Origin of the sequence: Micromonospora fiedleri (genome assembly GCF_016774385.1) — a bacterium.
Lineage (GTDB): Bacteria > Actinomycetota > Actinomycetes > Mycobacteriales > Micromonosporaceae > Micromonospora > Micromonospora gifhornensis.
This window is the reverse complement of the sequence record NZ_JAETXL010000006.1, coordinates 347,768-359,636: the sequence shown is the minus strand read 5'-3', so window position 1 is coordinate 359,636 and position 11,869 is coordinate 347,768. Positions and strand designations below refer to the sequence as shown.

Here is an 11,869-nt window from a genome sequence, read left to right as displayed (position 1 = left end):
GCGGCCCCGGGGGAAGATCCCCCGGGGCCGCCGTGGCGTGGCGCTGATCAGCTGGTCGGGAAGTTGTCCGGGGTACGGATGCGCTCCCGCATGAAGACACCCGACGGCGTCAGCACCGAGGTGCCGGTGTAGTTGCTGCCGTTGCAGGTGCCGGGTCGCAGCGCGGCGCTGCCTTCGGCCTTGTCGGAGAAGGTCCAGTTCGCGTAGCCGATCTTCAGCCGGTCCAGCAGGTCCAGCCACTGGGTGCTGCTGGCCAGGTCGACACCGCCGTCACCGGTGTAGTCCACCGTGCCGAACTCGGTGACGAACAGCGGCAGCCGGGCCGCCGCCCGCTCCACCTCGGCCCGGTAGTTGTCCCGGTGCGAGGCGGCGTAGAAGTGGAACGCGTACATGACGTTGCTGGCGTTGACCGGGTTGTTGACGATCTCGGTGTGGTTGGAGCCCTCGGAGACGCCCAGCGAGGACCAGCCCCGGGTGCCCACGATGACCACCGCGTCCGGGTCGTTGGCCCGGATCACCGGGATGACCTGGTCGGCGTAGTTCTTGATGGTCGACCAGCTCACCCCGTTGGGCTCGTTGGCGATCTCGTAGATCACGTTGTTCTTCGACGCGTGCCGGGCGGAGACGGCGGCGAAGAAGGTCTTGGCCCGCTCCAGGTTGAACATCGGGTCACCCGGAGTGAGCAGGTGGAAGTCGATCATCGCGTACATGCCGCGCCGGGTGGCCTCCTCGACCAGGTTGTTCACCCGGTTGGTGAACCCGGCGGGGTCGGTCTCGTACCCCTGCTCCTGCACGTACATCGCGATCCGGAACAGGTCGGCGCGCCAGTCGGTGGCCAGCGCGTCGAGCGAGGCGTTGTTGTAGCAGTTGCCGAACCACTGGATGCCGTGGGTGCTCATGCCGCGCAGCTGGATCGGCTGCCCGTACTGGTTGCAGAGGTTGACCCCGCAGACCCGCAGCTGACCGTTGATCTGCACCGGCGTCTGTCCCGGCGGGGGCGTGGTCGGCGGCGGACTGGTCGGCGGCGGCGTGGTCGGCGGGGGAGTGGTGGTCGAGCCGGTGCAGACCGTGCCGTTGAGGGTGAACGAGGTCGGCGACGGGTTGTTGCCGGTGAAGCTGCCGTTGAAGCCGATGTTGGTGCTGGCACCGGTGGCCAGGGCGCCGTTCCAGCTCATGCTGCGGGCCGTGACGGCGTTGCCGCTCTGGCTCCAGGTCGCCGACCAGCCCTGCGTGACGCGTTGCCCACCGTCCGGGAAGCTGAACCCGAGGGTCCAGTCGTTGACCGCGTCGCCCAGGTTGGTGACCGTGACGCTCGCGGTGAAGCCGCCGGACCAACTGTTCGTCGTGTAGGTCACGGAGCAGCCGGTCGCGGCCATCGCGTTGGCGGCGGGCAGCGCCGCGAGCGCGCCGAGGGTCAGCGCGCCGACGGTGCCGGCCGCGACCAGGAGACGTCGTGGACGGGACGGGGGATGCTTCATGGTGGACCGTCGCAATCTGCTCGTGGTGGGTGCGGGCCTGGTGGACGGGTACGGCTCGGTGGGGTACGGCAACTCTGGCCACTTAGGACGGTTGGCCGGGAGCGCTCCCACGAGAGCCTACGTCGGGTCGAAACAATGACGCAATATTTCGATGCATCGAAGTCTCGGCAACGGTCGACGCCCCGGGGAGCGCTCCCCGGGGCGTCGCGTCGGGCGTACCCGCGTCAGCTCTGCTCGGCCGCGCGTCGCCGATCGGCCTCGGCGTCGGCGGCACCCACCGGGGTCGGGTCGGTGTCGCGCCGCGCCTCGCTGAGGTCGATGTCCGCGCCCGCCCGGGCGGCGTTGGCCGCCGCGTCGTCCGCGCCCACCACCTCGCCGCCGTCGGTGTCCCCGCCGTCGGCGACCAACTTGCCCGTCGCGGTGACCGCGATCGGGGTGTACCTGGGATCGGTGGTCATCTCGTCCTCCCTCGTGCAGGTGAGGGTCAGGTACCCGCTGGCGGCTCCGGCCACACAGGATCTCGGCCGAGCCGGCCCCGGCGGCGTCGAATGCGCGACTGGTTGCCCTATGGCAAATGCCACACCTCGCTCCGGCGGTCTGCCCCATTAGTCCGCACCGTCGGATCACGTCGTCGCACCCTGCATGGGAGTCGCCACCAACGGTGGTGAATGTCGCCGCTGGCCTGCTCACGTTACGGAATCGCCGCAGCGTGACCGTGCGCGAGTTTGCGCCGGTAACTACCCTGACCCTGATCATGTGCCAGCGAACCTCTCGACTTGACAAGGGCCACACATGAGTGACAGTTACCCGCCGTACGGGGGGCAGCCGGATCCCAACGCCGGGAGCTGGGGCACCCCGCCCGGATCTCCGGTCGGACCGATGCCGCCCGGCTCTCCGGTCGGTCAGCCGATGCCGCCGGGATCCCCGGTCGGTCAGTCCGGCTACCCGTCGCCGTACGGCACGCCGGTCCCACCGCCCCCGCCGCCGTACGGCGCCCCACCGCCGCAGAAGTCGAAGAACGGCCTCTGGCTCGGGCTGGGCATCGGCGCCGCGGTGATGGCCGTGCTCGTCGCCTGCGGCGGCACCATCGGCTACTTCATGCTCTCCGCGGACGACGAGGACAACCCCACGCCGGTGGCCAGCGGATCGAGCAGCCCGTCGGCCGCCGCTCCGCAGACCTCCGAATCCCCCTCGGCGGCACCGCCGCCCGTGGACGAGGAGCAGCCGGACAACAACAACGCGATCACCGCCCGCAGTTCCAGCGACCTGTCGGCCGTGTGTGACGGCAACCCCGTCCTCAACGCCGCGCCGTACACCAGCGCGAAGAACGCCAAGGTCTACACCTTCGCCAACTCCCCGGACCGCCCGGAATCCTGGCTGAGCAAGTCGGTCGGCTACAACAAGCCGTACTACGCCAAGGTCTCCGACTGGTCCAAGGTCTCGGTCGTCGGCTGCCTCACCTTCGAAGAGGGCAGCGAGGGCGAGCCGCGCAAGTGCGACTACAAGGACAGCGACGACAAGAAGATCACGGTCGACTACGTCTCCGCGCGCTATACGCTGACCTTCCACAACGCCAAGACCGGCGAGAAGATCGGTGACGGCGGTCGGATCAACGCTCCGGCCATCCGCTGCCCGAGCTTCATCTCCTACAACAAGTCGACGATGCGGGCGTACGCCTCGCCGGACGACGGTGCCATCGAGCTGGCGCTGGACAAGTTCACCTCCTGACCGGTACATGACCACGGCGGGGACCCGATCGGGTCCCCGCCGTGTCGTTGCACCGCTCGATCTGCCTGGTGCACGTGGTGGGCGTCGGACATGCCGTGCCTGTACGTCGCCGCGTCCTCGGCATGGGGCAGACTGCAGTGCGTGAGTCCCGTGAGTCGTCGCCGTAAGCCGAAGAGTCGATCCGTCCGTAGCGGTGCTCCGCTCGTGGTGGTGGACCCGCCGGAAGAGTGCGACTGCCCGCACTGCGCCGGGGGCGAGCCCACGCCGGAGCAACTCGACGGCCTAATGCCGCTGGTCGACCTGGGCGCGATGCAGGACCCGACGGAAATCGAGGTAGCCGCCGCGATGTTCCTGGCGGTCGGTGCCCTCGTCGGGGAGGACTTCGACCGGGCGTTGCCGGAGCTGTTCGTGCCGACGCTGGAGACGACGGCCACGGCATCGGCGCGGGCCATGCTCGCCGGCATCGCCGCAATCTGCGACGGCGACACGAGCCGATTCGCGGCGCAGGCAGCCGGTCGGCTCGCCGAGGCCGGCGTCGACGCGCCGGCCTGGCTCGCCGAGTTGGAGATCCCGGTCGTGGCACAGGAGTGCCGCCAGTTCCTCAACCCGATGGGGGAGACCTTCCTGCTGGCTGGCATGTTCCAGCGGGCCGGCCGGTCGCTGGCCGTGTTCGTGGTGGTCGATCCCCTCGACTGCGGCGCTGCGCAGGAGATCCTCCTGATCGACCCCGACCAGTGGGATGCCGCGCGCCGGTCGCTCCGATCCGACCTGCAGGCCGGTGGCGTCTCCATCCGGGACGAGGAGATTCAGCCGGCCGACTTCCGCCGCGCCGTGCAGGAGGCGCTGGAGGTCCGTGCCGACCACGACCAAGACCATGACCGCGACGTGGACGACCTCCTCGACGACGAGGACGGCCCCGGCTATCCGGCGTTCGCCCTGCTCCTGCGCAGCTGGCTACGGGCGCTGCCCGAGCCGGCCAGCCTGCCGCGTCACCGGCACGACGGCGAACTGGACATCGCCTCGATCTCCGCGCTGCTGGACCGCATACCGGGGCGGGGACGAAGAGGTGCCGTACCGGGACCCCGCACCGCCAAACTGCCGCCCAAGCGGAAGAAGTCCGCCGGGCCGGCCCCCATCTACCGGATCAAAGTCGGTCTGAAGGGAGCCCGCCCGCCGATCTGGCGCCGCCTCGACGTGCCCGGGGACATCACGCTGGCCCGGCTGCACACGCTGATTCAGGTCGCCTTCGACTGGGACGACAGTCACCTGCACGTCTTCGAAACCCCGTACGGCAGCTTCGGCCGGCCGGACGCAGAACTCGGTCACCGGGCCGAGTCACGGGTCACCCTGGAACAGGTCGCGACCGCCGTGAACGACAAGCTCCACTACACCTACGACTTCGGTGACAGTTGGGAGCACGACATTCTGGTGGAACAGATCCTCGACCCTGATCCGGCCGTGACGTACCCGCGCTGTGTCGGTGGCCGGCGGGCCGCCCCACCCGAGGACTGCGGAGGCGTGTGGGGTTACGCGGAGTTGGTGGAGATCCTCGCCGACCCCACGCATCCCGAGCACCAGGACCGCCGCGACTGGCTGGGCCTTGCCGAATCCACCGCCTTCGACCCGGCCCGCTTCGACGCGACGGCGATCACCGCCGCCCTGCAACGGCTGCGCTGACGCCACTACGCCGGGTTTGCCGACGGTTGGCAGGCTGTGCGCCATGGGGAACCTCGTCACGCAGCTGCCCGCCCTGATCGGTGTGCTGGTCGGCACCATCGGCACGATCGTGGCCACGTCGCTCGCCGACCGCGCCCGCTGGCGTCGCCGAGGCCAACTTCCGGCACACCATCGCCTGGGAGAGCGTCCTGCTGCTCGGCGACGCCCCGACGGTGACCGCCGCCCGGGCGTGGCGCGACGCGGTCTGGGAGGTCGAACTCCTGGCCCGCGACGGCTCCGCCACCGACGGGCTGCCCGACCTGCTGCACCGTGCCAACGAGGCACGCGACCAGTTCTACGACGCGGCCCGCGGTGGCCTCGGCGTCAGCGGCGGCTCGGTGGCCCAGGCCGCATTGCTGGTCGACCGCCTCTACCCACGCCACAGCCGCCCACCCGCGCAACGCTGACCCAACCGGTGCCTCGGTGAGGCCGGCGCCGTGATCACCCGACGGCGTTCAGGCGTGCTGCGTTCAGGCGCAGTGCTCAGGCGTGTTGTGCGGGCTGGTCGAGGATGGCGCTGAACCGCTCCTCGGCCAGGTCGAGCTGGTCGAGGATGTGCTGGCGTACCGGCGCGGACAGGGGAGTGTCGGCGCGGGTGATCAGGTCGCGGAAGAGCGGCACCAACGGACGGTACTTGCGTGCCAACGCCTCCACCTTCGGCCCGACCGAGTGGATGACGCCGACACCGTTGTCGGTGAAGTCGGAGACCTTGATGACCCGGGCCCACGGCTCACCGTCGAGACTGTGCACGAGGTGCTCACGGTACTGCTCGTTGCGGTCCCGATCCGGATCCCACGGCGGATTGGTGACCGCCGCGACCAGTCGCGCCACCCGCGTACCGAACCGGTCGGCGAGCACCGCCAGCGCCGCCGTGGTCGGATCACCCCCGGTGTACGCCTCGCCGGCCAGTTCCGCCGGATGGTCCTCCACCGCGTCGTGCAGCAGACCGGCGACGATCACGTCCGGTTCGCGTACCTGGTAGTGGTGCATCAACCGGATCGCCACCCGCAGCAGATGGTTGACGTACGGCTCCCGGGACCGCCGGTCGTCGCGGTGCAGCCGGGCAGCCAACTCCAACGCCTCGTCGAACCGACGCCGGGCGTCAGCGTCGAACGCCTCACACTCCAGCCGGAACCTCTCCCGCAGGCCCGGCTCGCCGTGCATCTCGGTGATGGCGTGCATCGGCATGGTGGCCAGATACGGCGGTAACTCCATCCGTCTCTTATATCGGATCTCCACCACCCACCCCCGACGGCGCACGGCCCGCTCGTAGCACCTTTCGCGGTCCGGCAGGGGATTTCCACAGGGCAGTGGCGTGTCCACAGGGCAGGGGTGGGGAGGTTGCGCCGGTGTGGTGGGGGTGGGCAGGGTCGCGGCGTGAACGGGGTGCTGCGGGAACTGGTGGCACGGGGTGGCGGGCTGGTGACCCGGACTGCGGCCGAGCGAGTGGTGCCGGAGTGGATTCTGCAGCGGGCCTGCGGCAACGGTGAGCTGGTGCGGGTGCTGCCCGAGGTGTTCGTGGCAGCGCAGCTGCTCGGCGACTCATGTCCGAGCGAGCCGACAATCAGCCGACTCGACCCCGCCCTGCGATGCCGCGCGGCGTACGCCTGGGCCGAGGGGCGCGGCGCGTTGAGCCACTTCACCGCGCTCCACGTGTGGGGGTTGTGCCGGCAGCCGGGCGACGACCTGGTGCATCTGACCGCGCCGTTCGGTGGGGGCCTGCGCAGCCGACCCGGCGTGCGGGTGCACCGACGTCGAGACTTCACTCTTGAGCCCCCGCAGGTGGTGGTACGCCACGCGCTGGCGGTGACCCGCATCGAGCAGGCCCTCGTCGACTCCTGGCCCCTGCTGCCGCCCGCCGAGCGGCGAGCACCGATGATCAAGGCGGTCAACGACCGGCTGACCACCCCCGCGCGGCTGGCGACGGCCCTACGGGACACGTCAACGCTGCCGGAGCGGGCAACCCTGCGCACGCTGGTGACCCGGCTCGCCGAGGGTTGCCGCAGTCCGCTGGAGATCTGGGGGCACGAGCGCGTGTTCACCGCCCCCGGAATGCCGGCCTTCCAACGGCAGAAGCGGATCAGCATCGGGCGGCGCACCATGTACCTGTTCCTGTTCGCCGAACAGGAACAGGTCAACATCGAACTCGACGGGGCCACCACCCACGGCAACCCTCGCCAACGCGAGATCGACCTGCGCCGCGACGCACTGCTGGCCACCATCGGCATCCTGGTGGTCCGCTTCGCCCACCGCCGCCTGTTCCACGAGCCCGACGAGGTACGCCGAGAAACCCTCGCCATCCTCGCCACCCGCCGCTAACCCCGACCCACCCCGGTCGAGGACGTACCCGGTCAGCCAGATCCAGCCGTCGTACGCCTGGCGGTCGCTGACCGAGACGACCCGCAGGGTCAGCGCCCGGTCCCCGGCGAACTGCACCGAGGCGCGCCCGTCGATCCGGAGCAGGTCACCTGGGGCAGGACGCACAGTCACCAGTGGCCGTCGTTCGGCGGGCGGCATTCCCGGGCGTGCATGGTCTGCCAGTCGCGCAGCGCCCGCTTGAGCCGCTCGTTCTCCTCGGCCAGGGTGCGGATGTGCCGGTGCAGGTCGACCAGGTCACCGGCGACCCGGTTCTGAAATTCGCGTACCTGATCGGGGTCGACCCCACGGCGACGTGGGTCGAAGCTGCGGGTGCGTACCTCGTGCGGGGTCAACCGGGCCGGCAGCCCGGTCCCGTAGAGCCGGCCGGATCGATACACCTGGGCCACGTCGGTCCTCTCCTCGGGCGAGCGGAAGCGCGAAGGTCAGTGCGGTAGGGGTGGAAGGGCGGGCCGTGCGTGGCCGGCGTCCGCACGGCCCGCCCGCTCGGCCGCCGCTGCCCATTCGGCAGTACGACGACAGAGCAGCCTGTCTGGGCCGGGACGGGCACGCGCACCTGCCCCGACCAGGGGGATGAGCCGAACTCGTTGCCACGCGAGGAGCGGCTCGGGCTCAACACTAACGGCTTAGTCGTTTAAGTTAACCACTGATTGTTGTCGTTTGTGGGCGTTTCGTGATCGAATTGGCGAGCCACGCAAGGAGCGCCATGCCTACAACGCCTGACTACATCCGCATCGCCGACGATGTCATCGCAGCTGTCGAGGCGCGGAAGCTGAAGCCGGAAGACAAGCTGCCGTCGATTGCCCAGATGGCGGCGGACTACAAGGTGGGCACGTCCACCATCCAGATGGTCTACGTCCGGCTGGAAGCGCTGCGGGTCATCCGACGGCACCAAGGCAAGGGCGTCTTCGTGACCGATCCGAAGACCTGGATGCGGGAGCCGTAGGTAGTGGTTCCGACAAGGAAGGCCAGGCCACGACGGTGCATGCGTTCCTCGTAGTGCACCGCATCGTCGCCGGATCACCGATCACCGTGATCGTGAGCGCGTCCTGCGCCGCCAAGCGGTCCAGTTGACGCGTTGAGCGGGCCGCGGTCCCGGCTCCGGCAGCCAGACCAGCAGCCGGTGACCTCCGGCCACGTCGAGGACCCGCTCGCCTCCCGCCGGAGCCAGGTCGGCGAGCGCGGTGAGGATGACCGCATCGGCTCGTACGCCCTCGTTGCCGCCGGACGGGTGGCAGTGTTCGCGCCGCCGCCTCCATCGCCCGCCGCTTCCGCCGTACGCCCCAACCCTGCCGGCACGCCGCAGTAACCCGGAACAGCCCCGTCGGCGCGGGCTCCCGGTGTCCCCTGGCACCCCTTTGCTCTGCTTCAACCCACGCAACGTTCTGGCCGTAGAACCTGTGCGTGGGTTGAAGCAGAGCAAAGGGGGCTGAGACGTGAGGGTGGGGGCCGTCCGCGTTGACGGCCCCCACCGGGTTGGTGAGCAGGTGCAGGTGCAGGTGCCGGCGTGGCCGGCACGTCAGGTGTTAGTTGGCGTACGTCTCGAATTCGGCGATTCGGGGGGTGCCGGAGGAGCTGGTGATGTCGAAGGTGATCTTCCGCAGTGAGGTGGCCGGGAAGGTGATCACGCCGGCGGTGCTGCCGGTGGCCAGGACCGCGCCGGTGTCGTGGTTGAGCAGCCGCCACGACCGGACGTTGCCGACCGCGCCCGATGCTTCGCGGATGTTGACCCGGGAGACCCGGGTGGCGGTGTCCCACTTGATGGAGATCTGGCCGGTCGAGCCGGACGGCGACCAGGCGGTGCTCATGTTGCCGTCGCGGACGTCGCCGTAGCTGGTGCCGCTGGCCTTGCTGGAGCCGTCGGAACCGGCCCCGATGCTCAGGTTGGTGCCGCTGGGCTGGCTCGGCGTCGGGGTCGGGCTGGTCGGGCCCGGCGTCGGGGTGGTCGGGCCGGGGGTGGGCGTGGTCGGGTTGCTCGTCGGGTTCGTCGGCGTGCAGCTGCCGTTCGACGTACGGATGCCCTTGTTGGCGCCAGCGGTCTGGCGGACGATGTCCGGCACGCAGTTGGCCGGGTCGAGGCGGTACGAGTACGGGATGCTGACGCTGGTGTTGGAGGTCGGGTTGGGGCCGGCCGGGTTGGTGTCGCCGCTACGGCTGGACCAGGTCACGTTGTCGAAGATGTTGCCGCTGACCTGCCAGTAGCCGGCCTGGTCGGTGTAGAAGGTGCCCAGCACGTCCTTGGCGTTCTGGAAGTAGTTGTTCTCCACCTTGGCCTGGGCACCGGCGCGGGAGTTGATGCCGGACTCGTTGATCCGGGAGAAGTGGCTGTTGAAGATGTGCGCGACACCGCCGCGCAGCAGGGGAGCGCGGGAGTCGATGTTCTCGTACAGGTTGTGGTGGAAGGTGACGAAACCGTTCGACAGGTCGCTCTCGCTGGAGCCGATCAGGCCACCGCGACCGGAGTTGCGCAGGATGCTGTAGGACAGCGTCACGTACTGCGTGTTGTTCTTCATGTCGAACAGCCCGTCGAAGCCCTGCGACTCGCCGCCCGAGGCCTCCAGGGTGACGTGGTCGACCCAGACGTTGCGGACGTTGGCCTCCATGCCGATGGCGTCGCCGCCGTTGGAGGTGGGGGAGCCCGACTTCTTGACGTTCCGGACGGTCACGTTCTGGATGATGATGTTGCTGGCCTCGCGGATGTGGATGCCGATCTGGTCGAAGGTGGCGCCGTTGCCCACTCCGAGGATCGTGACGTTGCTGATCTGCTTGAGCTCGATCACGTCGGCGGCGGTGTTGCAGCTCGACCCCGACACCTTCGTGGTGTTGCCGTGGTTGATGGTCCCCTCGACCTGAATGGTGATCGGGGTGCTGCTGCTGGCCCGGTTGCACAGGGCCGCATGGATCTGGGTGCCGGTGGTGGCGCGTACGGTCTGCCCGCCGGCACCGCCGGTGGTGCCGCCGTTGCGGGTCGCGAAGCCGGTGGCGCTGCCGACGGCCGCCGACGCCTGTGGCGTCATGACGGCCACGCAGACGGCGGCTCCGGTGGCCGTGGTGGCCAGCGCCGCCAGGACTCGTAGCGCGACTGTGCGTCTCATCCTTGCCTCACTTTCCTTGGTGGTGGTGGTGACTTGGTGGGAGTGCCGCTACAGCGGCAGTCGGTCGGCACCGGCGAGCGGGCCGACGAGCAGCGGCACCAGCGGTGCCGGCAGCACCGGGCCGTGCCGCAGCGTCGGGGTCCAGCCGGCGTTCGGGGACAGGTCCGGGTCGTGTCCGGCGTTGTACGCGGCCACCAGGTCGACCGGACGCGGCAGCCCGCCTGCCGGCGTGACCCAGTTGCCCCGGGTGGTGATGGCGGTGCCGCCCCAGTCGTAGAGCAGGTCTGCGGCGGTGATGCCGGTGCCGAGGGTGAAGTGGTTGTTCTCCGCGTACACCGCGGACTGCACGCCCACGCCGATGGCGTACTCGAAGTCGTCGCCGGCGAGCCGGTAGGCGTTGTTGTAGAGGTCGACCTGACCGAAACGCACCCGGGGCAGCCGTTGCAGCGACCCGTCGAACAGGTTGTGGTGCAGGGTGACGTTGAGCCGGCCGACGTCCGGGCCGACGGTGTTGGACGAGCCGATCAACATCAGCTTGTCCCGCCCGTCGAACCGGTTCCAGGCGGCGGTGACCAGGCTGGCGGTGTGCGTGATGTCCAGCGCGCCGTCGTGCACCTGGTACGGGCGGCCGAAGTGGACCGGTTGGGCGCTGTCCGGGTTGTCGCCGTCGGTGAAGGTGTTGTGTTCGATCCAGACGTTCTCGCTGCGGCGCACCGAGATCTGGTCGTACTGGGAGTTCCAGTTGCCGGCCTCGCCGTCGGTGGGGGACCAGGCGGGGAAGCAGTCCCGGGCGTCGTCGAAGGTGATGTTGCGGACGATCACGTTCGAGACCCGGTCGATCATCAGGGTGAGGCCGGTCAGCCGCGCCCCGCGCAGCCCGATGACTGTGGTGTTCGCGCCGACGTTGATCTGCGTGTGCCGGGTCTGGTTGGTCACCGACCGCACCCGGGCTTCCTCGACCGGCCCGCTCGGCGCCACCCGACCCCAGACCGCCGGGTCGTACGCGGCCAGGTACGCCGGCAGCGAGTAGCCGGGATCGGCGAGATCCGTGCAGTCCAGCAGCGTGCCGTCGGGGCCCTCGAACCCGTCGATGGTGCCCTTGACGTACACGATCTTGGGGGTGCTGTTCGTGGCGTTCGTGGCGTTGTCGCCGCCGAGCGCGGCGACCAACTCGGCTCGGGTGGTGACCACGTGCACCTGGTCGGCGGTCGCGGTCGAGCCGCCGGTGGTGCCCGGCCCGGCGGACGCCCAGCCGTCACCGGCCGGCAGCGTCTGCCGACCGAGCTGGCGAGCCAGCGGAGACAGGCCCGACGAGGACAGGCCCGACGAGGACAGGCCCGACGAGGACAGGCCCGACGAGGACAGGCCCGACGAGGACAGTGCGGCGACGCCGGCCGGTGCGTGGGCGGCGGCGGGAGCGGGTGCGACGGTCAGGGTGAGTGTGATCAGTGCCGCGCCGGCGGCGATTCTGCGCAT

General features: G+C 69.8%; 12 protein-coding genes. 6 read left to right on the top strand and 6 right to left on the bottom strand.

The genetic code is table 11. From position 1 onward, the window contains the following. Positions 1-47 precede the first annotated feature (47 nt). Together JMF97_RS18730 and JMF97_RS18725 are read right to left on the bottom strand one after the other, a co-directional pair. Positions 48-1,478, bottom strand: coding sequence for a cellulase family glycosylhydrolase (locus tag JMF97_RS18730; protein WP_203222717.1), 1,431 nt, complete (start codon positions 1,476-1,478; stop codon positions 48-50). Between the two features lie 224 nt (positions 1,479-1,702). Then, positions 1,703-1,936: a hypothetical protein gene (locus JMF97_RS18725; protein ID WP_203222716.1), complete on the bottom strand. Its 234-nt coding sequence runs from the start codon at positions 1,934-1,936 to the stop codon at positions 1,703-1,705. A 451-nt stretch (positions 1,937-2,387) separates the two neighbouring features. Here JMF97_RS18725 and JMF97_RS18720 point away from each other — a divergent pair, with 451 nt between their 5' ends. From JMF97_RS18720 to JMF97_RS18710, 3 genes are all read left to right on the top strand, one after another. Then, complete coding sequence (locus tag JMF97_RS18720) at positions 2,388-3,206, top strand: hypothetical protein (protein ID WP_238359591.1); 819 nt, start codon at positions 2,388-2,390, stop codon at positions 3,204-3,206. 141 nt (positions 3,207-3,347) lie between these two features. Next, positions 3,348-4,883, top strand: coding sequence for a plasmid pRiA4b ORF-3 family protein (locus JMF97_RS18715; RefSeq protein ID WP_307816978.1), 1,536 nt, complete (start codon positions 3,348-3,350; stop codon positions 4,881-4,883). A gap of 80 nt (positions 4,884-4,963) precedes the next feature. Further along, on the top strand, positions 4,964-5,329 hold the full coding sequence (locus JMF97_RS18710; protein ID WP_238359590.1) for a hypothetical protein: 366 nt from the start codon (positions 4,964-4,966) through the stop codon (positions 5,327-5,329). 76 nt (positions 5,330-5,405) lie between these two features. Here the strand turns inward: JMF97_RS18710 and JMF97_RS18705 are convergent, their stop codons facing one another. After that, a complete protein-coding gene (locus tag JMF97_RS18705) occupies positions 5,406-6,137 on the bottom strand; it encodes an HD domain-containing protein (RefSeq protein WP_203222714.1) in 732 nt (243 codons plus the stop codon). 162 nt (positions 6,138-6,299) lie between these two features. On the opposite strand from JMF97_RS18705, the gene JMF97_RS18700 reads away from it, so the two are divergent. After that, positions 6,300-7,241: a DUF559 domain-containing protein gene (locus tag JMF97_RS18700; RefSeq protein ID WP_203222713.1), complete on the top strand. Its 942-nt coding sequence runs from the start codon at positions 6,300-6,302 to the stop codon at positions 7,239-7,241. Positions 7,242-7,408: 167 nt separating this feature from the next. Here the strand turns inward: JMF97_RS18700 and JMF97_RS18695 are convergent, their stop codons facing one another. Then, positions 7,409-7,687, bottom strand: coding sequence for a DivIVA domain-containing protein (locus JMF97_RS18695; RefSeq protein ID WP_307816977.1), 279 nt, complete (start codon positions 7,685-7,687; stop codon positions 7,409-7,411). A 317-nt stretch (positions 7,688-8,004) separates the two neighbouring features. Here JMF97_RS18695 and JMF97_RS18690 point away from each other — a divergent pair, with 317 nt between their 5' ends. Together JMF97_RS18690 and JMF97_RS18685 are read left to right on the top strand one after the other, a co-directional pair. Further along, positions 8,005-8,244: a winged helix-turn-helix domain-containing protein gene (locus JMF97_RS18690; protein WP_203222712.1), complete on the top strand. Its 240-nt coding sequence runs from the start codon at positions 8,005-8,007 to the stop codon at positions 8,242-8,244. A 132-nt stretch (positions 8,245-8,376) separates the two neighbouring features. Continuing rightward, positions 8,377-8,607 (top strand): hypothetical protein, encoded by a 231-nt coding sequence (locus JMF97_RS18685; RefSeq protein WP_203222711.1) that lies wholly within the window; start codon positions 8,377-8,379, stop codon positions 8,605-8,607. A gap of 217 nt (positions 8,608-8,824) precedes the next feature. On the opposite strand, the gene JMF97_RS18680 is transcribed toward JMF97_RS18685, so the two are convergent. Together JMF97_RS18680 and JMF97_RS18675 are read right to left on the bottom strand one after the other, a co-directional pair. After that, entirely contained in the window at positions 8,825-10,393 is a 1,569-nt protein-coding gene (locus JMF97_RS18680) for a pectate lyase family protein (protein ID WP_203222710.1), read from the bottom strand. Between the two features lie 48 nt (positions 10,394-10,441). Then, positions 10,442-11,869 carry a pectate lyase family protein gene (locus tag JMF97_RS18675; protein WP_203222709.1) on the bottom strand — a complete coding sequence of 476 codons (1,428 nt, stop codon included), beginning with the start codon at positions 11,867-11,869 and terminating at the stop codon, positions 10,442-10,444.